19 protein-coding genes and 3 pseudogenes are annotated in these 23,190 nt (G+C 59.3%); 15 read left to right on the plus strand and 7 right to left on the minus strand.

From position 1 onward, the window contains the following. The first annotated feature begins 24 nt into the window (after positions 1-24). Together BG457_RS15970 and BG457_RS15975 are read left to right on the plus strand one after the other, a co-directional pair. Positions 25-1,809 carry a CocE/NonD family hydrolase gene (locus BG457_RS15970; RefSeq protein ID WP_217649533.1) on the plus strand — a complete coding sequence of 595 codons (1,785 nt, stop codon included), beginning with the start codon at positions 25-27 and terminating at the stop codon, positions 1,807-1,809. A 201-nt stretch (positions 1,810-2,010) separates the two neighbouring features. Next, positions 2,011-2,362 (plus strand): annotated as a pseudogene (locus tag BG457_RS15975) (TRAP transporter large permease subunit); the annotation flags it as partial. Between the two features lie 21 nt (positions 2,363-2,383). On the opposite strand, the pseudogene BG457_RS20615 reads toward BG457_RS15975, so the two are convergent. Continuing rightward, positions 2,384-2,548 (minus strand): annotated as a pseudogene (locus BG457_RS20615) (IS110 family RNA-guided transposase); the annotation flags it as partial. A gap of 266 nt (positions 2,549-2,814) precedes the next feature. Between BG457_RS20615 and BG457_RS15985 the strand changes: the two are divergent. The 9 genes from BG457_RS15985 to BG457_RS16025 all read left to right on the plus strand — a co-directional run bounded on the left by BG457_RS15985 (position 2,815) and on the right by BG457_RS16025 (position 13,209). Next, complete coding sequence (locus BG457_RS15985) at positions 2,815-3,936, plus strand: M24 family metallopeptidase (protein WP_175546818.1); 1,122 nt, start codon at positions 2,815-2,817, stop codon at positions 3,934-3,936. A gap of 37 nt (positions 3,937-3,973) precedes the next feature. Beyond that, the gene (locus BG457_RS15990; RefSeq protein WP_084657724.1) at positions 3,974-4,975 is read left to right on the plus strand and encodes a TRAP transporter substrate-binding protein; all 1,002 of its coding nucleotides are present in this window, start codon (positions 3,974-3,976) and stop codon (positions 4,973-4,975) included. Positions 4,976-5,046: 71 nt separating this feature from the next. Then, on the plus strand, positions 5,047-5,562 hold the full coding sequence (locus BG457_RS15995; protein WP_071799238.1) for a TRAP transporter small permease: 516 nt from the start codon (positions 5,047-5,049) through the stop codon (positions 5,560-5,562). 1 nt (position 5,563) lies between these two features. Then, entirely contained in the window at positions 5,564-6,880 is a 1,317-nt protein-coding gene (locus tag BG457_RS16000) for a TRAP transporter large permease (RefSeq protein WP_071798465.1), read from the plus strand. A 19-nt stretch (positions 6,881-6,899) separates the two neighbouring features. Then, a complete protein-coding gene (locus BG457_RS16005; RefSeq protein ID WP_071798467.1) occupies positions 6,900-7,517 on the plus strand; it encodes a TetR/AcrR family transcriptional regulator in 618 nt (205 codons plus the stop codon). Between the two features lie 108 nt (positions 7,518-7,625). Beyond that, positions 7,626-8,978, plus strand: coding sequence for an aminotransferase class III-fold pyridoxal phosphate-dependent enzyme (locus tag BG457_RS16010; protein ID WP_071798469.1), 1,353 nt, complete (start codon positions 7,626-7,628; stop codon positions 8,976-8,978). An 11-nt stretch (positions 8,979-8,989) separates the two neighbouring features. Then, positions 8,990-9,712, plus strand: a complete 723-nt coding sequence (locus BG457_RS16015; RefSeq protein ID WP_071798471.1) for a haloacid dehalogenase type II — start codon at positions 8,990-8,992, stop codon at positions 9,710-9,712. A 427-nt stretch (positions 9,713-10,139) separates the two neighbouring features. Beyond that, positions 10,140-12,122, plus strand: a complete 1,983-nt coding sequence (locus tag BG457_RS16020; RefSeq protein ID WP_071798473.1) for an NAD(P)/FAD-dependent oxidoreductase — start codon at positions 10,140-10,142, stop codon at positions 12,120-12,122. A gap of 748 nt (positions 12,123-12,870) precedes the next feature. Next, entirely contained in the window at positions 12,871-13,209 is a 339-nt protein-coding gene (locus BG457_RS16025; protein WP_071798475.1) for a tRNA-binding protein, read from the plus strand. Between the two features lie 17 nt (positions 13,210-13,226). On the opposite strand, the pseudogene BG457_RS16030 reads toward BG457_RS16025, so the two are convergent. Continuing rightward, a pseudogene (locus BG457_RS16030) lies at positions 13,227-13,541 on the minus strand (transposase); the annotation flags it as partial. Positions 13,542-14,093: 552 nt separating this feature from the next. Here BG457_RS16030 and BG457_RS20445 point away from each other — a divergent pair. Together BG457_RS20445 and BG457_RS16040 are read left to right on the plus strand one after the other, a co-directional pair. Continuing rightward, a complete protein-coding gene (locus BG457_RS20445) occupies positions 14,094-14,240 on the plus strand; it encodes a hypothetical protein (RefSeq protein WP_217649534.1) in 147 nt (48 codons plus the stop codon). 11 nt (positions 14,241-14,251) lie between these two features. Then, positions 14,252-15,565 carry an NAD(P)/FAD-dependent oxidoreductase gene (locus BG457_RS16040; RefSeq protein WP_071798477.1) on the plus strand — a complete coding sequence of 438 codons (1,314 nt, stop codon included), beginning with the start codon at positions 14,252-14,254 and terminating at the stop codon, positions 15,563-15,565. A gap of 442 nt (positions 15,566-16,007) precedes the next feature. On the opposite strand, the gene BG457_RS16045 is transcribed toward BG457_RS16040, so the two are convergent. Further along, complete coding sequence (locus BG457_RS16045; RefSeq protein ID WP_071798479.1) at positions 16,008-18,272, minus strand: adenosylcobalamin-dependent ribonucleoside-diphosphate reductase; 2,265 nt, start codon at positions 18,270-18,272, stop codon at positions 16,008-16,010. A gap of 152 nt (positions 18,273-18,424) precedes the next feature. Here BG457_RS16045 and BG457_RS16050 point away from each other — a divergent pair, with 152 nt between their 5' ends. Both BG457_RS16050 and BG457_RS16055 read left to right on the plus strand, forming a co-directional pair. Continuing rightward, a complete protein-coding gene (locus BG457_RS16050; RefSeq protein WP_071798481.1) occupies positions 18,425-19,636 on the plus strand; it encodes an MFS transporter in 1,212 nt (403 codons plus the stop codon). 9 nt (positions 19,637-19,645) lie between these two features. Beyond that, positions 19,646-20,074 carry a DUF1489 family protein gene (locus tag BG457_RS16055; RefSeq protein ID WP_139257808.1) on the plus strand — a complete coding sequence of 143 codons (429 nt, stop codon included), beginning with the start codon at positions 19,646-19,648 and terminating at the stop codon, positions 20,072-20,074. On the opposite strand, the gene BG457_RS16060 is transcribed toward BG457_RS16055, so the two are convergent. Genes BG457_RS16060 through ettA form a run of 4 tightly spaced genes read right to left on the minus strand, consistent with a single transcriptional unit; the run spans position 20,071 to position 23,092 of the window. Further along, a complete protein-coding gene (locus BG457_RS16060; protein WP_071798484.1) occupies positions 20,071-20,334 on the minus strand; it encodes a CopG family antitoxin in 264 nt (87 codons plus the stop codon). The two genes, BG457_RS16055 and BG457_RS16060, sit on opposite strands and share 4 nt — an antisense overlap. Further along, complete coding sequence (locus BG457_RS16065; protein ID WP_071798486.1) at positions 20,291-20,593, minus strand: BrnT family toxin; 303 nt, start codon at positions 20,591-20,593, stop codon at positions 20,291-20,293. Before BG457_RS16065 ends, BG457_RS16060 begins: the two co-directional genes overlap by 44 nt. A 44-nt stretch (positions 20,594-20,637) precedes the next feature. After that, complete coding sequence (locus BG457_RS16070; protein ID WP_071798488.1) at positions 20,638-21,435, minus strand: DUF3800 domain-containing protein; 798 nt, start codon at positions 21,433-21,435, stop codon at positions 20,638-20,640. A 1-nt stretch (position 21,436) separates the two neighbouring features. Next, on the minus strand, positions 21,437-23,092 hold the full coding sequence (gene ettA, locus BG457_RS16075) for an energy-dependent translational throttle protein EttA (protein ID WP_071798490.1): 1,656 nt from the start codon (positions 23,090-23,092) through the stop codon (positions 21,437-21,439). Between the last annotated feature and the right edge of the window lie 98 nt (positions 23,093-23,190).

Raw genomic sequence — 23,190 nt, forward strand, 5'->3', positions numbered from 1 at the left:
CGCCGCAAGGCGCATGATCGCGCCGTGAGTGACATTATGGTGCCGATGCGCGATGGCGTGCGGCTCGCAACGGATGTGTTCCTGCCCGATGGCGCGGGCCCCTGGCCCGCGCTTCTGGAACGCACCCCCTATGACAAGCGCGCCGCCCGCGCGAATGAATATACCGCCGCCCATCCCGAGGTGTTCGGTCGCAGCGAACTTGCAGGTTTCTTCACCGCTGCGGGCTTTGCGGTCGTGTTTCAGGATTGCCGGGGCCGCTACGGATCCGAGGGGCGGTTCACCAAATACCGGGGCGAGGCCGAAGACGGGTTCGACACCATCGGCTGGATCGCCGGGCAGGACTGGTGCGACGGTCAGGTGGGCATGATGGGCATGTCCTATTCGGCCCATACCCAGATGGCTGCAGCCTGCCTGAACCCGCCCGCACTGGCCGCGATGATCTGCGATTGCGGCGGGTTCTCCAATGCCTATCAGGGCGGCATCCGTTTCGGCGGTGCATTGGAACTGAAACAGGTGACATGGGCCTTTCGCCACGCCCTGCGCTCGCGCGCTGCCGCCGCCGACCCGGTGGCCAAGGCCGCGCTGGAGGCAACTGATATCCGCGCATGGATGGCGCGCATGCCGTGGAAGCGTGGCCATTCACCGCTGTCGCCGGTGCCTGATTACGAGGATTTCCTGTTCGAGCAATGGGAACATGGCGCGTTCGATGCGTCCTGGAAGATCCCCTCGCTCTATTCCGCGGGCTGGTATGACCGGATGCGCCGCGTGCCCTCGGTCCATATTTCCGGCTGGTATGACCCCTATGCGGTGACGGCGGTCGAGAATTTCACCGGGCTCGCGGCGCGCGGGCAGGATGTGCAGCTTGTGCTCGGGCCGTGGACGCATGGCAACCGCTCCCGCACGCATGCCGGCGAGGTCGATTTCGGCACGGACGCGACATTCGAGAACGGCATGGGGCAGGATTTCGTGCAGTTCCGCATCCAAACGTTCCGCCGCCACCTGCGCGGCGAGGGTCTGCCCTTGCATCCGCCGGTGCGCTATTTCGTGATGGGCGGCGGCAGCGGAGGGCGCGGCGATCACGGGCGGCTGCAGCATGGCGGCAGCTGGCGCAGTGCCGCGTGCTGGCCGCCCGAAGATGCCTTTCCCCTGGCGCTCTATCTGCAAGAGACCGGGGCGCTGAGCGCTGCGAAAGCGTCTCATGACGGGATTTGCAGCTACATTGCCGATCCGGATAACCCGGTGCCGACCCGTGGCGGCCCGATAACTTCGGGTGCACCGATGATGGAGGGCGGTGCCTTTGATCAGCGCGAGGGCGCAACCGGCCTGCCCATCGCCAGCCGTCCCGATGTGCTGGTCTTCGAGACCGCGCCGCTGGACGCGCCCCTGACCGTAGCCGGGAATGTTTCGGTGCGCCTTTTCGTCAGTTCTGACCGCCCGACCACCGATTTCACGGCAAAACTGGTCGATGTCTACCCGCCCAGTTCCGATTATCCGCAGGGATTTGCGATGAATCTGACGGATGGCATTCTGCGCGCTGCCTATCACGCCGGGTTCGATGAAGCACGCCCGCTGCCTGCGGACGGTGTGACGATGCTGACAGTTCAGCTTTATCCGACCGCCAACAGGTTTGAACGGGGCCATCGCATCCGGCTGGAAATCGCATCCTCGAACTTTCCGCGATTTGATGTGAATCCGAATGACCAACCGGGCGCAGATCTCTCGCCGAACCGAAGGATTGCCCGAAATTCGATCCATACAGGGGGGGGCACACCGTCATGTCTGAACCTGTCTGTGCTGCCCGATGGCTGAAGCGCCAGCGTTGCGCAATCGTGCCCCGTCAGGGTGACCATAACGGCCCATAGGAGGCGGGCTGCCGCGGCGGGTGCCCCCCGGTACTCTGGGGGGGGCTTGTGACTGCGCGCACCGATTTTCAGCGGGAAGAGATGCTTCAGAGCCGGGCTCCGCGTCGAAGCGCAGGACTTCGGCGCCGCTCCAGACAAAACCAATGACTTGCATGGAGGTCCGACCGAGGCTGCAGCGGCTTGCGTGCTGTATGCGCTGATCCTCGAAATGCTGGTTTTCCGCTCGATGGATTTCAAGGCTCTTGGCGCCACCGCGCGCTCCACCGGGCTTATCACGGCCGTGGTGTTCATCCTAGCGGGGGCAGGTGCAATAGGCAGTTCTGGGCGCCATCGGCGTGCTCTTCGTGATCTCGATCACCTTTTTCACCGGCTGCATGTTTGTCGATCCGATCGTGGTGATTCTGGTTCTGGTCCCGATCTTTGCGCCCGTTCTGAATGCCATGGGGCTGGAGCCGGTTCATGTCGGCGCGATCACCGTGCTGCAAGTCGCCATCGGATCACGATACTTTTTGCTGTCTGGTCTGGGCCTTGCGGCTTTCCAAATGCACCGCACTGAACCAGCCAGACCGCAATATCTGTGCAATGCCGCGCGCATCGGTCCGGTCGGTCTTGTTGCGAATCGCCGACAGCGCGGCATTCACTTGTCGGGCCTCCATGCAGACCATGTAGAAGCCCGTCTCCTTCAGACCAACGCGCCTGAAATGCATGCAGCCCAAGTGTTCCTTTCACTGTTCAGAAGCCAATTCTCTGATGTCGCACTCGAACTTTGAGGCTGGCGAAATTTAGCCAAAACATCAGAAAAACACTGATTTTTCAGTGATTTCATCATCACAGGCGGGATGCCCCCTTTGCCCAAAGTAAGAAAATCCCATTCTACTCAAAAAAACAGCATGACATTCTGCGCGATTTCGTAGATGTTACAAACAGTCCGGACGGCTTGTAAGGAGAGATGATGTCTGACGAATACTCTTCGCGCCTCACGCGCCTGCAGAAATCGCTGCAGTGGCAGGGAGTCGACGCGGCGCTGATCACCTCGACCGACAGCATCTATTACTTGACTGGGTTCAGATATGTGCCCTTCGAGCGAGCCTTTTTCCTGGTTGTCCGTCCCGAAGGGCAAATTGTCGTCGTCACGCCGCGTATCGAGGCGGAGAATATGGCAACGATCCCACTGTCGCACCGGATCGTTGAATATACCGACTACCCGGCCCCGAGCGGCGAGACCTATATGGACGCGCTGAACAGCGTCATCAGCACCTCCGAGACCATTGCGGTTGAGCCCAGCCTGCCCGCCGAGTTGATGGTGGCGGTGCAGGCCTACCAGCCCAAAGTGCTGCCTCTGATTGAAACTCTACGGTTGGTGAAATCTGCGGATGAAATTCGTCGGGTGGAGCGTGCGGCGAAATATTCTGACCTCGGGCTGCGGATGATCATGCAGGCCGCGCGGCTCGGCGAGTCCATCCAGGGCGGCTATGATCGGATCCCCGAGTTGCGCGCCGAGATGATCAAGGGGGAAGGCGCACTCGATCAATATACCAGTACAATCTGGCTCGGTGTCTGGGCCGCGCCTTACAGCGCCCAGCCTCATCGTTTCCCAGAGCCGCAGGATGTCTTTGCCGAAGGACCCAACGTCGGCCTCTCGTTTCTTCGGGTGAACGGGTATTCGGCCGAAACGGAGCGGACATTCTTCCTTCATGAACCCTCCGCGGAACAGGCAGAGGTGTTCCGGGTGATGATCGAGGCCGCGGACATCGGCTATGCGATGCTGCGGCCCGGCGTGAGTTGCCACGAGGTCGACCACAAAGTGATGAGCTTCCTGCGTTCGGAAGGGTTTAGTGACAACCTGCTGCATCGCGTTGGACACGGGATTGGCATGGGCGGACACGAAGGCCCTTGGGTCGCAGAAGGCAGCGACGACGTTCTGGAAGAGAACATGATCATCAGCATCGAACCCGGCATCTACTGGCGCGGGCAGGGTGGCTATCGCCATTCGGATACTGTGCTGATCACTGCGGACGGCTATCGCAAGCTCACCGATTTCCCACGAGATCTAAAATCAATGATCTTGGCCTAACCAAGGCACCTATCGCAGTCTGACAAGGAGGAACATGATGTCCAGACTCAACACGACCAGCCTTCTTTCCCTTCTTACCGCAAGCATCCTTGCGGGTAACGCCGCGGCGCAGGCCGTGACGCTGAACTTGTCGAACGAGTATGCCGCCAACTCGATCCACGGAGTGGGCGACGCGAGTTTCGCCGAGGCCGTGGCTGAAGAAACCGGAGGTGAAGTCGAGATCATCGTCCACTATGGTGGAGCACTTGGATACAAATCTGCCGACCATTTCGATGCTGTGGGCGAGGGTGCACTCGAGATTGCAAACACCTTCGGTGGTGCGCTCGGCGGGCTCGATCCACTTTTCCTAGTGTCCTCGCTTCCGTTTCTTGTGACAACAGTTGAAGACGCAAGGCTACTCTACCAAGCCTCGGAGGAACGCTTCCGCGAGATCTTTGACGATGGCGATCAGATTCTGCTCTATGCCTCGCCGTGGCCCCCATCTGGACTCTGGGGTAGGAAGCCGATGAACAACCGCGATTCCTTGCAAGGCGTGAAAATCCGGACTTACGATAGGAACGGTACGATAGCCCTGAACATACTTGGCGCAAATGCGATAACTATGTCTTGGGCGGATGTCGTTCCTGCGATCTCAACCGGTGCAATCGATGCTGTGCTGAGCTCTGCCGAAGGCGGCGTTAGCTCAAGCTTTGGTGACTATTTCAACAGTTATACAGAAATCTACAACTACGCTATCCCGCTCAACTTCGTTCATATGAACCGCGTCATCTTCAATGATCTCACCGAGTCACAACAAGAAGGCATCATGCGTGCCGCGGCGCGCGTCAACGAGGTGATCTGGGCGGCCATACCTGATCGTTTGGAGGCCACCTATCAACAGCTTGCAGACCAGAACATCACCGTAGTTGCATCGGACAATGAAGAGTTCCGGGTTGCGCTACAGGAAGCTGGCGAAACGACCCTGCTGGAGTGGCTTGCAGTCACGGGCGAGGACGGGCAGTCGATCATCGACGCTTTCGAAGCTTCGCGCGGTGAGTGATCGCCTGCGGGCGGGCGGATCGGTTTCTTCGTCCGCCCGCGACCGAGAAATCAAAACAACAGAGAACGTCCATGCGCATTCTTCAATCAGCCGCAGATTGGGTCTCGAAAGCGGCCATGGCCCTTGCTGCGCTTATCCTGATCTACGCGGTCTGTCACATCCTTCTCGAAACGATCTTGCGCTCTATTTTCGCTACCTCAACGCATGTGCTCTCCGAGTTTATCGGTTTCGCAGTCATGTCAATCACCTTTTTGTCGCTTTCCTGGACGTTGCGCAGTGGCGCGATGATCCGCGTGTCGTTGATCACTGACCGGCTGCCGAGTCTCGTCTTCCGCGCACTCGAGGCGATCTTGGCTTTTATAGGCTTTCTGCTGGTGTCGGGTTTGTGCAGTTTTCTGTTTCGCAACATGGCCAAGGATTGGAGTCGCGGTGCGGTGAGCACGAGTATTGCCGAAGTACCGCTGTGGATACCCGGCCTGATCGCATTGATCGGAGCCTCCTTATTGGCGATCCAGTTGCTGCTGCGCGCACTCAGTGCCGTCTTTGGAACTTTCGCGCGCGAGCATGCTGCCGAGGAGGCGCTTTGATATGGACCCGATACTGACTACAGCATTGGTCTTTTTGATCCTGATCGTCTTCCTCGGCTCTGGGCTCTGGGTGTTTCTCAGCCTCGCACTTGCCGCTGCCGTCTCGCTGAGCCTTTTCATGGGGTATTCGCTGGATCGTATTGGCGCGATTGCAAGCCGCATCATCATGCGCAGTGCAAGCTCATGGGAACTTGCCGCCGTACCAATGTTCATCTGGATGGGCGAGTTAATGTTCCGCACCGATATTTCTGACCGGTTATTCCGTGGCCTGGCGCCGCTTGTTCGGCGCGTCCCGGGCGGACTTCTGCATACGAATATCGCCGGTTCGACTATGTTTGCCGCTGTCTCGGGTTCGAGCGCAGCGACCACAGCCACCGTCGGTAAGATCACAACCACGAAATTGCTGCAACGCGGCTATTCGGAAAGCCTTGCTCTGGGCTCATTAGCAGGGGCAGGCAGCCTTGGCCTTTTGATCCCGCCGTCAATCGTGCTGATCATCTACGGAGTTCTCGCAGAAGTCTCAATTGCCAAGCTGTTCATCGCTGGAATTTTGCCTGGACTGCTCATCGCCATGCTCTATTCGATTTACATTGCTGGGCGCTGCATGATTAATCCTGCACTCGCCCCGGCCGGGGAACATAGTGCCGAGGACGCGCGGCCGCTCGAGATCATCAAGAACCTTTCGCCGGTCGTTTCGATGGTAGTGCTCGTACTTGGCGCCATTTACACAGGATGGGCGACACCCTCAGAGGCAGCAGGGATCGGCGTATTTGTGGCCATTGTTTTCGCCGCAACAACGCGCCAGCTCAGCTGGACGATCTTTGTGGGCTCTCTTTCGGGGGCGCTTAAGACCTCGGCGATGGTCTGCGCAATCCTGATGTGCGCCGCCTTTCTATCTTCTGCGATCGGCTACATGCGTATTCCGCGCGAGATATCTCTGTTCATCGAAGGCCTCGGCATGTCACCGCTCGCACTAATCCTCTGTCTTGCGTTGTTCTACATTGTGCTGGGCTTGTTCCTTGACGGGATCTCGATCATCGTGATGAGCCTGCCGATCACCCTGCCGATTATCGTACAGGCCGGCTTCGATCCGCTCTGGTATGGCATTTTTCTTGTCATCATGATCGAGCTTGGACTGATGACACCACCTGTGGGGTTCAACCTCTTCGTCATCCAGTCAATCAGCGACCGGAATATTGGAAAAGTAGCGCTCTATTCGGTACCGTTCTTCCTGCTGATGTGTCTCGCTCTCACCTTTATCGTACTGTTTCCAGAAATCGTGCTTTGGCTACCAAATGCTCTGACCGCATCCCCGTGAACTCCCCGAAGGAATAGAAATGACTGTTCAGTCCCCTCGTCACCGTCGATCGCAAGAAGAAAGGTCGCAAGATACGCAACAGCGTATCCTGCGCGGGGCGCTCGCCTGCATTACGCGGAACGGCCTTCAAAGGACTTCGACACATGACATTGCTCGGGAAGCGAAGGTGAGTCGGGGCGCGCTTTTGCACCACTATCCGACGCGCGCTGCTCTTCTTGAGGCGGCCTTTTCGCTGTTGTTGGAAGAAGAGGCTAAGCTGATTGAAGAATTCTCCGAGGATCTTTCTCGCGACGGGTCCTCGGTAGCACTTCTGGTCAAGTTCATTCGCGAGCGTTACGCAGGCGCGCTCTTTTCTGTTACCCTGGACTATTTGTCTTTGGCGCGTGTGGACGATGAGACCATGAGTGCGGTCACCCCTGGCGCAAGTAGATACATCGAAACGCTTAACAGACTTTGGGACCGTTGTTTGTCCGAAGTTTCAATACCGGCTGAGCAAAAGCGTAACCTGATGAACCAAACCATGCTGCTGATCCGAGGCATGTCCTTCCAAGCGATCTGGCGACAGGACCCAGCGTATTTCGACAAGGAGCTCGATGCATGGATTCGCGAGTTGGAAACACATTTTCGCGGCGGCTGAGTGCTCCGACATCTTGTGCTGACGGAAGCAATTTCAGCCGATCGAATGTCGATTACGGCGCGAAACAAAGCGCAAAATGAAAGCGGGAATGCAGCAGGAGGTTAACCAGTGCTTTCGAATTCTCTCGACGCCCTCGACAGGGCACATCTTGTCCACCCAGTTGTGTCGCTTCGCGGCCACGAGAAGCGCGGGGTCACCGTGCTGCAGTCTGGACAGGGTGTCTATCTTACCGATGTGAAGGGCAATGTCCTTCTGGATGGGTTCGCGGGCCTTTGGTGCGTGAACGCTGGCTATGGCCATAAATCTATCGTGGCCGCCGCAGCGGAGCAGATGGAGCGTCTGCCCTACGCCACGGGCTATTTCTCTTTCGGCAGTGAACCGGCGATCCGTCTCGCGGCGGAGCTGGCCGAGTTGACGCCCGAGGGACTGGACCACGTGTTCTTCACCTTGGGTGGCTCGGACGCGGTGGACACCGTCATCCGCCTCGTTCGGTACTTCTGGAACGCCCAAGGAAAAACGGAGAAGAAGCACTTTATCGCGCTCGAATCCGGATATCACGGCTCTTCCTCGACCGGCTCCGGCCTCACGGCGCTGCCCATGTTCCATGACAAGTTCGATGTGCCCGGTCCCTGGCAGCACCATATTCCGTCGCCTAATCCCTATCGCCATCCCGCTGGGCCGGACGGCGAACCGATCATCGCGGCCTGCGTCCAGTCGCTGCGCGACAAGGTGGCTGAGCTGGGCGCCGAAAAGGTTGCTGCATTCATCATGGAGCCGATCCAGGGGTCGGGTGGAGTGATAGTGCCGCCGAAAGGCTTTGCCAAAGCCATGGAGCTTGCCTGCCGCGAACTTGGGATACTCTTCATTGTCGACGAGGTGATCACCGGCTTCGGACGTACCGGCCCAATGTTCGCGTGCGAACACGAGGGGCTGACCCCCGACTTCATGACTGTTGCCAAGGGGCTTACCTCCGGCTACGCCCCGATGGGCGCGGCGATAATGTCCCGCCAGGTATACGAGGTGTTGGCAGATGCTGTGCCGGAAGGCGTGGCTCTGGGTCACGGGCTGACCTACTCGGGGCATCCTGTAAGCGCTACCGTCGGGCTGGAGGTCCTCAAACTCTATCGCGGCGGCATGATCGAGAACTCCATCAAAGTCGGTGCCTACTTCGAGGAACGCCTTCGCATGTTCCGGGATCACCCGTTGGTTGGGGACGTTCGCGGCAAAGGGCTGCTCGCCGCGATCGAGCTTGTCAGTGACAAAAAGACCAAAGCAAAATTCGCACCCGAGAAACAAATCGGCGCAAAGCTTGCCGAAGCGGGCTACCGTAATGGCGTGATTTTCCGGGCATTCAATGATGGCACTTTGGGCTTCGCGCCCCCCATCTGCATCACGGAAGCCGAAATCGACATTCTTGTCGATCGGGTTGACGAAACCCTTCAACAACTCTCTGACAACTAAGGAAGACTGAGATGAAACTGACTGATTTCAAAGCCCTGACGTTTGACGTCTACGGCACACTGATTGACTGGGAAACCGGTATGGTGAATGGTCTTGCAGACCTTGTCGCTAAGGTCGACCGGGTCCTCTCTCGCGACGAGATTCTGGAGGCGCATGCCCGCCACGAGTCGAGCCAGCAAGCCTATACCCCGGCCAAAAAGTACAGCGAAATCCTTGAGATCGTTTACAAGCGCTTGGCCGAGGAGTGGGGTGTGGTCTACTCTCGCGAAGAGTGCATCGCCTATGGAAACTCGGTCAAGGACTGGCCTGCATTCCCCGATAGCGAAGGCGCGCTTCAGCATCTCAAGAAGCATTACAAGCTGATCGTTCTGACGAACACCGACAACGACAGCTTCAAAGCCTCCAACGAAAAACTCGGCGTCGAATTCGACGGACGTTACACTGCGGAGGACGTCGGCAGCTATAAGCCTGCTGATCGCAACTTCGACTACATGCTTGAGAAGATGAAGACACTTGGGCTTGAGAAATCTGATATTCTTCACACTGCTGAAAGCATGTTCCATGATCATGCGCCGGCGAACAAATATGGTCTGACCAACTGCTGGATCTATCGTCGGCACGATCAGAAGGGCTTTGGCGCCACGATGAACCCCGGCGAAATGCCGAGCTACAAGTTCCGCTTCAACTCGATGGCAGACTTGGTGAAAGCGCATCAGGAAGAACTGCGCGGCTGACCAAAGGATGCGCGAGAGGAGGAATCGGCTTGCTTGGAAGCCCGATACTCGACCGCATCGATATCGATACTCTCGCGCAACTTCAGGCCCTCGGCGGACTGACCAAAGTCAAGTTGGCGGCCTGTCCCGCTCGCCTTGCCTCTTCTGTGGCGTGATCCTCGGGTCATAGTCACGCCGCATGTTGCGGCGCAAACCAGCCCGGTCGAGGGCACCCGGCACGCGTTGCCGGTTGTCCGCGCGTTGCCGGCGGACTCTGCTGTGCCGGGGCTGGTCAGTCAGGAGAAGGGGTATTGAGGATTAGGCGCCGGGCAGCACGTATCAATGATTTGCCCTTGCACCTGATCAGCCCCTGTCGGCGAACAGCCGGGTCAGGGGTTGGACCACTAGCCACTATTATTCAAAAGACGAAGCCGAAAGAGGATTCAGAATGAGACGAGAAGACAAAGACTTGGGTATGGGCTCAAGCATAACACGCCGCGATCTGTTGCAAGGTGTTGCGATGGTCGGAGCAGGGCTCGCCCTTGCTTCGCAAGGCTCGGCACAAGTGTCCGCACCTGTCCCCAATGGAGAGGTCCCTTCGGCAGATAACTATCCGCCGCTGCGCAATGGCCTGCGTGGCCAGCATCCCGGCGCGTTCGAAAATGCACATGCACTGCGCGATGGGCATGATTTTGGTGCGCCCGAATCCACCGGCGAAACCTATGACCTAGTGGTGGTCGGCGGTGGGCTAAGCGGTCTTGCCGCAGCCTATTTCTTTAAGAAACGCTTTGGCGCGGATGCCCGCATCCTCATCCTCGACAACCATGACGATTTTGGTGGTCACGCCCGTCGCAATGAGTTCCACCACGATGGGAAGACCCTCATGATCAATGGCGGCTCATCATATATGGTTGCTCCTTCCTACTGGACGCAGGATGCACGCAATCTACTGCAGGAACTCGGCGCAATGGAAACCGACCCCAATGGGCGCGGCAACGATGCCATCCGCTCGCGCAATATGGGAACGGCCACTTTCTTCTCGCGCGAGCATTTCGGCCAAGATCTGCTTGTCAAAGGCGGCACCCCGCAAGATGGCGATGCGGCATTCCTGAAGCAAACTCCGCTTTCGCCTCGAGTGCAAGAAGATCTAGTGCGTCTGATCACCGGCGCTGTCGACTTCATGCCCGGTGTTCCCACCCAAGAAAAAATAGCCCGACTGCGCGCCATGAGCTATCGGGATTATCTGTTGAACGTGGCCAAAATCGACCCCGAGGCGGCGCGACTGGTCGGCGGTATCTGGTGTCTGGGTCAGGACATGGGCAGCGCATGGTTTGCCTTCTTCCGCAACAAACCAGGGTTTGAAGGGTTGGGGCTCACGCGTCCATGGGGTTCGCCTGAGAAAGAGGAAATCACCTCGGACAATTTCAGCATGTTGGCAGGCAACAGCGATCTGGCCCGTTTGTTGCTGCGTGATCTGGTTCCCGATGCACTGTCAGCCGGCGGCGTTCCCGAGATCCAGATGACTCGCATCGACTATTCCAAGATGGATGTGGAGGCGAGCAGCGGACGCTACCGCTTAAACAGCACAGTGGTGCGGGTGAAGCCGGTTGCAACAACCAAAGCCCGCCCACTATTCGAGCCTGACAACAGCGAAACCGAGATCACCTATATCCGAGACAATCGCCTACAGACGGTGCGTGGCAAGAATGTCGTGCTTGCCTGCATGAACAATATCATCCCGTATCTGCTACCAGAACTGCCGCAGGAGCAGAAAGACGCTTTGTTCGATGCTGTCCGTTCGCCGAACCTGGTGACCAACGTCATGTTCCGCAACTGGCGCGCCTTTGAACAGGCTGGCGTCAGCAGTTTCACCTTCCCTAAGATGTTCTATGCCCGGATGAGTTTGTTAGAGCAGCGGTATTTCGGCAATTATGTCCCCTCTGAATCACCGGACGAGCCGATCGTCGTCAGTTTCAGCGGCGGCAGCAGTTCGGGCATCGCCAACAGCCGTGACATGGTCGAACAACTCATGGGCGAATATGCACCGGAATTCGGCACGCCGATGGACGACCAGTTTCGGATGATCCGCTACGCCCTTTTGGAGACGCCTTTTGAAGATTTCGAACGCCGCATCCGCCAACAGGCTTCGGATGCCCTGTCAGGGACGGATTTCGATCCGGCTCGCGACATTCTGGGCATTACGGTTAATCGTTGGGCGCATGGCTTTACGGTCGGACGCAACACCCTGTTTGAGCCCGGTGCAGAGCATGAGCCTTCCCCTACGCTTGCCGCGCGGGTCCCGTTCGGGCGGATCACCATCGCCAATGCCGACGCTGGCGGGGTCAGCACGGCGGCCACTGCGATCAACGAAGCTTTCCGCGCGGTGCGCGAACTAGAGCAGCAGACCTTCGGCTTCTACGAAACATTTTGATCTGCACCCTGCCGTTGCGCCTCTTTTGGGCGCGACGGCTTTTCCCCGAAGGAGGTGGCCATGAACTCGATTCTGCCCACAGCAGCAGCCTCAATCTTGTTTACCCTCCCAACATACCTACAAAACACCACCCAGCATCGCTATGCGCGCGCATAGATCTCAATAAACTTCCGTCGGTTTTTTTTGCAGCGCGCGGTCTGGAGAACCCTCGTGCCCTGTTATGGGCAGACGTAGTCAGCGCCCGATCCTTAGAACAAGGCAGCTCCGGGACGAAAACACGGTCATGCGGTATCCAACCCGCGTATGAGAGCTTGTTCAACCGTCGTCTAAGTTCCGTCTCCTACCCTGCGCGTCTACACCACGCCACGTCCGGCCACGCCGGACATTTACCATGCCACAAGGGGTTGACCGAGATCATGAGTGCAGGGCGCTGAAATCGTCCAGCCTCGAGAGTGGTTTGAGAACATGGTTCACCCTGCGCACTGCAGCGGCGGGGATTTAGATACGCAGGACAGACGAGGCGAGTGGATCACTGTTCAGCTATGTCGATCTGGAGGGGGGACTTTGTCTGGCTGCTACTTTGATATCTTCTCCTGTCAGGGTCGAAGAAAACCTTCTCCCTTGCGGCAGAAAGTGCTGAAGACCTGTGCCAATGCCCGCGGCGCGCCTGAAATGCCTGCCGATTTGGTGAAAGCTTCCAATCTTCGCCAACTAGTATTGCAAAGCAACGCAAGACAGGAGCAGAGCCATGTCTCAGGAACAGATCATCTACGACGAATTTGCCAAGGTAGACATGCGGATTGGCCAAGTGATTTCGGTCGCGCCTTTCGCCCGCGCCCGCGTCCCATCCTACAAGGTCGAGGTAGATCTTGGTGATTTGGGTACCCGCTGGTCCAGCGCTCAGATCACCAGTTACCCCGCCGCGAGCTTAATCGGCCAGCAGGTTGTCTGCGTGGTGAACCTGGCGCCGCGCAATATTGCCGGGTTCCAGTCGGAGGTGCTCATCCTAGGTGCAAATAACGATGAGGGAAATGTAATGATCCTGACCCCGGCCGGTGAGGCCGTGGTTGGCAGTCGCATCTTCTAGCAGGAGTCGTTCTCGTTTCATCGCCAGAACATGACGGTTGTGGTGAGGGCGACTGAGGAAGGGAAGACCTTTGGGCATCTGTCGTCACGGGTGGCACCTCTCCTCCAATCCTTGAGACGGCCGAACATGATCTCGATCCGGTTGCGGCTCTTCTAGCGGCGCTTGTCGCGCCTGACGGGCTTTTCGCGTGACTTGCGGCCCGGCAAGCGGGGATTTATCCTCTTGTCTTTCAACGCATCTCTGGACCAGTCGGCGTCATAGCCCCGGTCCGCCGGCAGCCACTCTGCTTTTGGCAAACCGTCCTGCAGGGCGGCCGCTCCGGTGTAGTCGCTTCTGTGGCTGACGCCCGTATCCGCGGCTGGCTTGGTCACTTGAGGCTCGACACCACCAATCATTATGCGAATCCCCCCTTTTTGACCGGGTGCAGCCGTAGAACTCACGCGGCCATTTTCAGTTTCTGGGCGGGGGTGAAGCCGTCGATTCTCATGTTCGGCTGGTCATTGTTGTAAACCTTGGAAGGACGCCAAGACGAATGCATAACTAAATTCTGTCATGTTCGGAACATCGGTTGATCCTGCTGTAAGATCGGCGGCATTCGGCCAATTCTCTGTCTGTTCCGTGTCAGAATTGTTGACGGATGGCTTGGCGCGGGTTCTCCGAACCGACGCTCAGGGGAGATCAACCGACGTGGCAGTGATACACGAACAGATGGCGGCAAAAGGTCAGAAACACCTTCACCTATCATATTTCAGTGAAATTTTCCCCAATGCCATTGGGCCGGTCATCGCCGCGGCTACCCTGACAGTGGCCCGTTCCATCCTGCCGGAGGCCTATATCAGCTTTCCTGGCAATGAGCCCAGCCGCCGCTGCCAAGCAGGGGCAACATGCTGAACGGAGCGCAGCAACATCTGGCAAGCGTGTCTTGGTCGGCGATCATCCCGGGTATCGCGATCACCATCACCGTGGCGAGCTCCGACTTCATCGGCGACGGCCTGCGCAACGCGCTCGACGTGCGCAATGACACTGTATGAGGAGAAAACCGATGCACGAACAAGCCAAACTGGCCGAATATTCCACACCCTATTGGTGGGAAGCCGCCCCGGTCCGACCGGTGGCATCCCAGCAGCTTGCCAAGCGGGTCGATGTGGCGATTGTCGGCGCGGGCTATGCAGGGCTGACTGCTGGGTTGACCCTGGCGCGTGCCGGGCGTGCGGTCGCGGTGTTTGATGCGATGAATCCGGGCGAGGGCGCATCTTCGCGCAACGGCGGGATCACCAGTGGTAGCATCCGGCCGGGACCTGCCGCGATCGCCCGTCGCTTTGGCGAGGCGACTGCGCTGGCCATCGAGGCCGAGGGCAAGACCGCCCGGGAGTATCTTTACGACTTTATCCGCACGGAGGGGCTGGACTGCGATTTCCGGCTGACTGGTGAGTTCAAGGGCGCTTTGGGCTATGACCAATACGAGACCATGGCACGCAGCGCCGACATGTTGGCGAAGCGTCTGGGCATCGAGTCCTATGCCGTGCCGCATACCGAACAGCAAAGCTACATCGGCACCGGGTTTTATCGCGGCGGGACGGTGCGGATGGATATCGGGGGATTGCATCCCGCCAAATTCCACGCTGAACTGCTTCGCGTGGCACTGAACGCGGGGGTGGTGGTCCATGCGCAGACGCCTGTAACCGCCGTAGATCGGGCGGGGCCGGATTTCAGCGTTGCAACGGGGGCCGGAATCGTCCTTGCGCGGCAGGTGCTGGTCTGTACCAACGGCTATACTGATGGCGCAGCACCTTATCTGCAGCGGCGTCTGGTCCCAGTCCGTAGCCGGATCATCGCAACCGAAGTGCTGCCGCCTGACTTGATGGCGCGGCTGATGCCGCGTCGTATGATGATGCGCGAAAACCGTCAATTGGGTTTTTACTACCGGCCATCGCCCGATGGCACACGCATTCTGCTAGGCGGGCGCGACAGCTCGCGCGTGGGCGATCCGGTGGCCCCGACCCAGCGCTTGCGCAACGGCCTGATGCAACTGTTTCCCGAGTTGGAAAATGTGCGCCTGTCACACAGCTGGTTTGGCAATGTCGCCATGAACCGTGACATGCTGCCGCGCATCTTCGAACGCGACGGCATCCTTTATGCCAGTGGGTTCTGCGGGTCCGGTGTTGTCTGGGCGCCCTGGCTTGGCAGCCGCGCAGCGCACAAGCTGATGGGCCACGAGGCCGAGGCCCGCACCGCGTTCGATTTTCGCCCGCCCGCCGCCGTGCCGCTGTATCGGGGCACTGCGTGGTTCATGCCTGCAATCATCCAAGGCTACGCTTTGCAGGATCGTTTTGCAATGTGGCGCGCGCGCAGATGACGGCATCGGGCCACCGTCAGTTTATGGTTGAGATCGGCGATGTGCGGCGGTTCGAGACACCGGTGAAGTAGATAGCCTATCTGGGGTTGGTGCCGAGCGAATAAACGAAGGTATCGAGGGCCTCGTTGAGCGCGTCGTCGCGCTTCGGCGGCCAGGCGGCTGTGCAACGAACCCCGTGTATTTGACGCGATCTGAATGTCCGCTGCCGCCAGCTCCCCCTTGGTTCGATCTGCCCACGTTGCGGATATGGCTAGTGTCCGACCAGCTTGTCGATTGTATTGCGATCGCGAGCTGCTTCGCGCAGTAAATCAAGGCACTGATGCACGCACAAGCAAAATCAACAACTTACCTGGTAGTGGCAATAAATACCCCGAAAGTGGCACGCCAAAATGCGCTTTTTGGCAGAGATGGATCCGCCATTACAGTTCCGGGGCTTCACCGCTCAACTGCATTTCGAATGGCCGCAGGCACGGCAGGTCATGCAGCCCTCGATCATCACCATCTCATAGGCCCCGCAGGCCGGGCAGGATTTGCCGCGGGGGGCCTCGCCCACGGCCATGCGCTCGGCTTCCGGATCGGTTTTCAGCCCCAGCCCTTCGCCCTCGATAAAACCGATGCGGATCAGATGCTGCTCGATCACCCCGCCGATGGCCGCGAGGATCGAGGGAATATAGCGCCCTTCCACCCAGGCCCCGCCGCGCGGGTCGAAGACGGCTTTCAACTCCTCGACCACGAAGGACACATCACCCCCGCGCCGGAACACCGCCGAGATCATCCGCGTCAGCGCCACGGTCCAGGCGAAATGCTCCATATTCTTCGAGTTGATGAAGATTTCAAAAGGCCGCCGATGGCCGTTGATCACCGTGTCATTGATCGTGACATAGATCGCATGTTCCGATCCGGGCCATTTCAGCTTGTAGGTATGGCCTTCCAGCGCGGCGGGCCGGTCGAAGGGGGTGGACAGATAGACCACATCCGCGCCCTTGTCGGCCTCGGGCGCGGCCTCGGTCTTTTCCGAGACCGACAGGACCGAGCCGGTCACCTCATTCGGGCGGTAGGTGGTGCAGCCCTTGCAGCCCATATCCCAGGCCGCCATATAGACATCCTTGAAATCGTCGAAGCTGATATCTTCCGGGCAGTTGATCGTCTTGGAAATGGAACTGTCCACCCATTTCTGCGCGGCGGCCTGCATCTTCACGTGATCCATCGGCGCCAGCGTCTGGGCATTGACGAAATAGGCGGGCAGGGGGGCGTCGCCATGCGTCTCGCGCCAGAGCCGCACCGCATAATCCTCGACCTTTTCCTCGGTGCGCGATCCGTCCTTTTGCAGCACTTTGCGCGTATATTCATAGGCAAAGACCGGCTCGATCCCGGAACTGACATTGCCCGCATAGAGGCTGATCGTGCCAGTGGGCGCGATCGAGGTCAGCAGCGCGTTGCGGATGCCATGGGTGCGGATCGCTTCGCGCAGATCCTCATCCATGTTCTGCATATTGGCGGAGGCGAGATACCCCTCTGCCTCGAAGAGCGGGAAGGCGCCTTTCTCGCGCGCCAGATCGACCGAGGCCAGATAGGCCGCCCGCGCAAGCGCGCCCATCCATGCGTCAAGCTGCGCGACCGCCTCATCCGAGCCATAGCGCAGACCAACCATCAAGAGCGCATCGGCAAGCCCCGTCACCCCCAGCCCGATGCGACGTTTGGCCTGCGCCTCCTGCGCCTGCGCCTGCAGCGGGAAGCGCGAGGCATCGACGACATTATCCATCATCCGCACCGCGACGCGCACCAGATCATCGAGCGCCTGAGCGTCCAGCCTCGCCCCATCGGTGAACGGATCGACCACCAGCCGCGCGAGGTTGACCGAGCCCAGCAGGCAGGCGCCATAGGGGGGCAGGGGCTGTTCGCCGCAAGGATTGGTCGCCGCAATCGTCTCGCAATAGTTCAGGTTATTGGCCTTGTTGATCCGGTCGATGAAGATCACACCGGGTTCGGCGTAATCATAGGTCGCGCGCATGATCCGGTTCCACAGATCGCGCGCCTGCACGGTCTGATAGACCCGGCCCTCGAAAACCAGATCCCAGGGCCCGTCAGCCTTGACCGCCTCCATGAACGGATCCGTCACCAGCACCGAGAGGTTGAACATGCGCAGCCGCGCCGCATCCTGCTTGGCGGCGATGAAAGCTTCGATATCGGGATGATCGCAGCGCATCGTGGCCATCATCGCGCCGCGCCGCGACCCCGCCGACATGATCGTGCGGCACATCGCGTCCCAGACATCCATGAAGGACAGGGGGCCAGAGGCATCCGCCGCCACCCCGTGCACCGCAGCCCCTCTGGGGCGGATGGTCGAGAAATCATAACCGATCCCGCCACCCTGCTGCATGGTCAGCGCCGCTTCCTTCAGCATCTCGAAAATCCCGCCCATCGAATCGGGGATCGTGCCCATGACGAAACAGTTGAACAGCGTCACCGAACGCCTGGTGCCGGCGCCTGCGGTGATGCGCCCCGCAGGCAGGAATTTGAAATCCTCAAGCGCCGCGTAGAAACGGTCCTCCCAAAGCGCGGGATCGGCCTCGACCGCGGCCAGCGCCCGGGCGATGCGGCGCCATGTATCCTCGATACTGTGGTCGAGCGCTGTGCCATCTGCCGCTTTCAGACGGTATTTCATATCCCAGATCTGTTCGGCAATAGGGGCGGCAAAGCGGCTCATGGCGCGTATCCTTTGGGGGGTATGCAGGAGAGGATACAAGATAGGCGTCGCGGGCGGGCGCGTCAATCGCATTACCGGATTTGCCGCACTACCCTTGGCATGGCGCGCAGCAGGCGTATAGTCGCGCCCGCAGAGGCAGGGCAGGGCGCGGCATGAACGGGATTTCACAGGGCTGGGCGCGTTTCGTCGGGGCCTTGGGGGTGACCCAGATCCTGGGCTATGGCGCGGTCTATTACGCCTTCCCGGTGCTTGTGCCCTCGGTCGCAGCGGAATTCGGCATCCCCGAGACCTGGCTTTACGGGGCGTTTTCAATCGGCTTGCTGCTCAGTGCCGGGGTGGCGACCCTTGCAGGGCCTTGGCTGGACCGCTTCGGCGCGCCACGGGTGATGAGTATCGGCTCGATCCTCGTGGCGCTGCTGCTGGCGATGCTGGGTCTGGCGCCGAATGCCATCATCTACATGGGCTGCGTGATCCTGCTCGAAGCGATCAGCTTTCTGGTCCTATATGACGCGGCCTTCGCAGCCCTTGCGCTGGGGGTGCCCACCGGCACCCGCAAGGCGATCACCCGGCTCACGCTGATTGCGGGCTTTGCCTCGACCATCTTCTGGCCGCTGACCGGATATCTGAACGAGGCGATTGGCTGGCGCGCGACCTATCTGATCTTTGCCGCGCTGAATCTGCTGGCGGCATTGCCGCTGCATCTGTGGCTGGCGCGGATTGCCCGTCAGGCGGGCGGCAGGGTCGAGGACAAGCCCGCCCCGGTCATCGCCCCTGACTGGCCGATCCTGACCGGCCCGGCGGCGCGGCAGGGCTTCTGGCTTCTGGCCATCGGATTCGCGCTGATCGCGGTCGTGATCGCGGCTTTGGGTGTGCATCTGGTGCCCTTGCTGCTGGCGCTGGGTCTTGGCTCTCAAGCCTATCTGGTCAGCATGGCGATGGGGCCGACGCAGGTGGCCATTCGCGTGGTCGACGCGACGCTCTGGCGGCGCACCCATCCGCTGACCGTGGCGCTGGTCTCCTGCATGGCACTGATGGCCGCGATCCTCGCGCTGATCTTAGCCAGTGACGGGCTGGGGCTGGCACTGGGTTTCGCGATCCTGTTTGGCGCGGGGCAGGGGCTGACCAGCATCGTGCGCGGGGCGGTGCCGCTGGCGCTGTTTGGCCCCAGCGGGATCGGGCGCAAGCTGGGGCATCTGGCCGCGATGCGTTCGGTCTTCGCGGCGGCGGCCCCCTTCATCTTCGGGCTGGGGCTGACCCGGCTCGGCATGGATGCGACGCTGGTGCTGACCCTTGCGATCACTTTTGCAGGGCTTGGCCTGCTCATATGGCTGCACCGTCTGGTGCAGCGCCAGTCCGCGCGCTAAATGGGGGACATGAGCACCCTTCATCTGATCAAACTTTGCGTCGGCGCGGAACAGGTCGAGGATCTGATCCAGTGGCAGCGCGACCCGCGTGCGCTGGGGCCGGACGGGCTGCCGCGCCATGTGACCCGCATGTGGCCCAAACGGGCTGAAGAATTGCTGAAGGGCGGCTCGCTCTATTGGGTGTTCAAAGGGGTGGTGCTGGCGCGGCAGCGGATTTTGCGGCTGGATGAGGTGATCCGCGCCGACGGGATCACGCGCTGCGGGATCGTGCTGGAACCAGAGATCATCCGCACCGCCGCCGCCCCCAAACGCCCGTTTCAAGGCTGGCGCTATCTGGCGGCGGCGGATGCGCCGCCCGATCTGCCGAAAGCGCGGGCGGGCGATGACGCCCTGCCGCCGGAACTGGACGCGGCGCTGGCGGATCTGGGGCTGCGTTAGGGTTTGTCGTCGAGGGCGCGTTCCAGCGCTTCGCGGATCAGACGTTGATAGGGGATTCCGCGCGCTTTGGCTTGCGCTTTCAGGGCCGCGATCAGGGGTTCCGGCAAGCGCATGGTGATCCGCGCCGATTTCGGCAGGGTTTCAAAGCGCATGGGTTTGAACTGGCTGAAATCGAGGGTTGAGAGGTCTTGATCGAGGAAGTCCTCGGCCTCCGCGTCAGTGGTCAGGACGGGGACGGATTTCGGGGAAGGATCTCGCATAGCGGGCGACCTCTCTTGCGTGCATGTAGCGGGCGCTGATGGGGCGGATTCTGCCATCCCGCCAGCAAAAGGCGATGAAGGCGGCGCGGCCTTCGGGTGTCAGGCCGACAGCGATGAAGCGCTGTTCAGCGATGGTGGAATGTTCCGGGTCAGGGGCGACGTGAAGCCCCGCGCGGAACATGGCCTCGATCTGGGCGCGGGTCAGACCGTGCTTTTCACATTTGGCGCTGTTGCCGTGGTCCCAGTCGAAGGTGATCATAATGTATGTACAAATGTGCGGACGGTCAAGGCCAAGCGCCTCTTTCAGAGCATTTGATATTTTGGGCGATTGTTCCTGAGACTGATTAAGAAATCCTGAACTTCGGCAGGCACGCCTAAATCCTCTACTGAGTGAATTGGTTTGATGCCAGCAGGTAAGATTAGCCCATTCTTGCTTGCGAAGAAGGTAGGAGATAGTTCTTGAAGATATCTAAACTCAGGAAGACAAAAACGTCGCTCATCGCGAAGAACAACAGAAAACAAGGCGTTTGATGCACAATCTGCAAGAATAAAGCACTTATCATCGGTTTTCTTGACCGCTGACAACGTAAATGGATTGATGTGCCTTAAATCGCTTGCTCGATGATCAAGCGGGTTGTTTTGTATTTTCTTTACGAAAGAAATAAGTGAGCTGTACTGCTGATCCCTCGCTTCAATTTTTATACTTACACTGTCTTTATCGATTCCCAGAGTGGCAATAATTCGCCCTAATCTCTCTAAAAGATACTGTGTGACCTTGTTGTAATAATGAGTATTTGTGGAGTTCGCCTGCTGGAGATAATCTAGTAGAGAGAGTTTGTTTGAGATCACTCCAATGATACCAACCGGTAAACTTGAGATGCGCCTTGATAAATAAGCTTTCTCAAAATGGCTCAACTTTTTTGAGTGTTTTCCTGAGCCGAGAAATGGAAGGGAGGAAATTTCTCTTTCGATTGCCTCTCTGTTTCTCTCCCGAAACATAACGGCCGCCATACAAAAATATTGTGTCGGGCCAACAGAGGGGTCTGGCAACACATTTTTGAGACCCGTGTTGCCAGACTCGTCAATCAAAACAGTGAACACCTCACCTCGCAAACTTCTTATACTTCACCCGCTTCGGCTCCAGCGCATCCGGCCCCAGACGGCGTTTCTTGTCCTCTTCATAGGCCTCGAAATTGCCCTCGAACCATTCCACATGCGCCTCGCCCTCAAAGGCCAGAATATGCGTGCACAGCCGGTCAAGGAAGAAGCGGTCGTGCGAGATGATCACCGCGCAGCCCGCGAAATCTTCCAGCGCCGCTTCCAGAGCCTGCAAGGTTTCCACATCCAGATCGTTGGTCGGCTCGTCGAGCAAAAGCACATTCCCGCCCGCGCGCAACAGCTTCGCCATATGCACCCGGTTGCGCTCGCCCCCGGAGAGCAAGCCGACCTTCTTCTGCTGATCGCCGCCCTTGAAGTTGAACGCCCCCACATAGGCGCGGGAATTGACCTCGGCATCGCCCAGCATGATCACATCCAGCCCGTCCGAGATTTCCTCCCACACGGTCTTGTTCGCGTCCAGCGCATCGCGCGACTGGTCGACATAGGCCAGTTTCACCGTGTCGCCGAATTCCACCGTCCCCGCATCGGGCGTTTCCTGCCCGGTCAGCATGCGAAACAGCGTCGATTTCCCCGCCCCATTGGGGCCGATCACGCCGACAATGCCACCCGGCGGCAGGGCAAAGCTCAGATCCTCGATCAGGAGCCGGTCGCCATAGCCCTTTTTCAGCCCGTTGATTTCAATGACCTTGCCGCCCAGACGCGGGCCATTGGGGATGATGATCTGTGCGCGGCCAACCTTCTCGCGCTCGGACTGGCTGGCCTTTTCCTCATAGGCCTGAATCCGGGCTTTCGATTTGGTCTGACGGGCCTTCGCGCCCGCGCGAATCCACTCAAGTTCGCGTTCCAGCGATTTCTGCCGTGCCTTGTCCTCGCGCGCTTCCTGCGCCAGACGTTTGGCCTTCTGCTCCAGCCATGCGGAATAATTGCCCTCATAGGGAATGCCCCGGCCGCGGTCGAGTTCCAGAATCCAGCCGGTGATGTCATCCAGAAAATAGCGGTCATGGGTGACGATCAGGATCGTGCCCTTGTACTCGATCAGGTGCTTTTGCAGCCAGGCGATGGTTTCGGCGTCCAGATGGTTGGTCGGCTCGTCCAGGAGCAGCATGTCGGGCGCTTCCAGGAGCAGCTTGCACAGCGCCACCCGGCGCTTTTCGCCGCCCGACAGATTGGCGACCGAGGCATCATCGGGCGGGCAGCGCAACGCTTCCATCGCGACATCGATCTGGCTGTCCAGATCCCACAGATTCTCGGCGTCGATCTGGTCTTGCAGAGCGGCCATCTCATCGGCGGTCTCGTCCGAGTAGCTCATGGCGAGCTCGTTATAGCGATCCAGCTTGCCTTGTTTTTCCGCGACGCCCTGCATGACATTGCCCCGCACATCGAGCGACTCGTCCAGTTGCGGCTCCTGCGGCAGATAGCCCACGCGCGCACCTTTCGCGGCCCAGGCCTCGCCGGTGAAATCCTTGTCCATGCCCGCCATGATGCGCAAGAGCGTGGATTTGCCCGCGCCATTCACGCCCACAACCCCGATCTTCACACCGGGCAGAAAATTCAGGCGGATGTTTTCAAAGCATTTCTTGCCGCCGGGATAGGTCTTGGACACACCATCCATGTGATAGACATATTGATAGGACGCCATGAGAGTCTCCGCGCGTGATAGGGGTTTTCCTTCCCCTACAAGGGGCAGCGCAGGCGCGCAAGGCTGTAGCAATGACGCAATTTCCCCTGCGTCAGGCG

This window comes from Natronohydrobacter thiooxidans (assembly GCF_001884735.1).
Classification (GTDB): domain Bacteria; phylum Pseudomonadota; class Alphaproteobacteria; order Rhodobacterales; family Rhodobacteraceae; genus Roseinatronobacter; species Roseinatronobacter thiooxidans_A.

Bases quoted from the DNA above. Each gene is read 5' to 3' on its own strand.
- BG457_RS15985 (WP_175546818.1), top strand. From the start codon at position 2,815: ATGTCTGACGAATACTCTTCGCGCCTCACGCGCCTGCAGAAATCGCTG.
- BG457_RS15990 (WP_084657724.1), top strand. From the start codon at position 3,974: ATGTCCAGACTCAACACGACCAGCCTTCTTTCCCTTCTTACCGCAAGC.
- BG457_RS15995 (WP_071799238.1), top strand. From the start codon at position 5,047: ATGCGCATTCTTCAATCAGCCGCAGATTGGGTCTCGAAAGCGGCCATG.
- BG457_RS16000 (WP_071798465.1), top strand. From the start codon at position 5,564: ATGGACCCGATACTGACTACAGCATTGGTCTTTTTGATCCTGATCGTC.
- BG457_RS16005 (WP_071798467.1), top strand. From the start codon at position 6,900: ATGACTGTTCAGTCCCCTCGTCACCGTCGATCGCAAGAAGAAAGGTCG.
- BG457_RS16015 (WP_071798471.1), top strand. From the start codon at position 8,990: ATGAAACTGACTGATTTCAAAGCCCTGACGTTTGACGTCTACGGCACA.
- BG457_RS16020 (WP_071798473.1), top strand. From the start codon at position 10,140: ATGAGACGAGAAGACAAAGACTTGGGTATGGGCTCAAGCATAACACGC.
- BG457_RS16025 (WP_071798475.1), top strand. From the start codon at position 12,871: ATGTCTCAGGAACAGATCATCTACGACGAATTTGCCAAGGTAGACATG.
- BG457_RS20445 (WP_217649534.1), top strand. From the start codon at position 14,094: ATGCTGAACGGAGCGCAGCAACATCTGGCAAGCGTGTCTTGGTCGGCG.
- BG457_RS16040 (WP_071798477.1), top strand. From the start codon at position 14,252: ATGCACGAACAAGCCAAACTGGCCGAATATTCCACACCCTATTGGTGG.
- BG457_RS16045 (WP_071798479.1), bottom strand. From the start codon at position 18,272: ATGAGCCGCTTTGCCGCCCCTATTGCCGAACAGATCTGGGATATGAAA.
- BG457_RS16050 (WP_071798481.1), top strand. From the start codon at position 18,425: ATGAACGGGATTTCACAGGGCTGGGCGCGTTTCGTCGGGGCCTTGGGG.
- BG457_RS16055 (WP_139257808.1), top strand. From the start codon at position 19,646: ATGAGCACCCTTCATCTGATCAAACTTTGCGTCGGCGCGGAACAGGTC.
- BG457_RS16060 (WP_071798484.1), bottom strand. From the start codon at position 20,334: ATGCGAGATCCTTCCCCGAAATCCGTCCCCGTCCTGACCACTGACGCG.
- BG457_RS16065 (WP_071798486.1), bottom strand. From the start codon at position 20,593: ATGATCACCTTCGACTGGGACCACGGCAACAGCGCCAAATGTGAAAAG.
- ettA (WP_071798490.1), bottom strand. From the start codon at position 23,092: ATGGCGTCCTATCAATATGTCTATCACATGGATGGTGTGTCCAAGACC.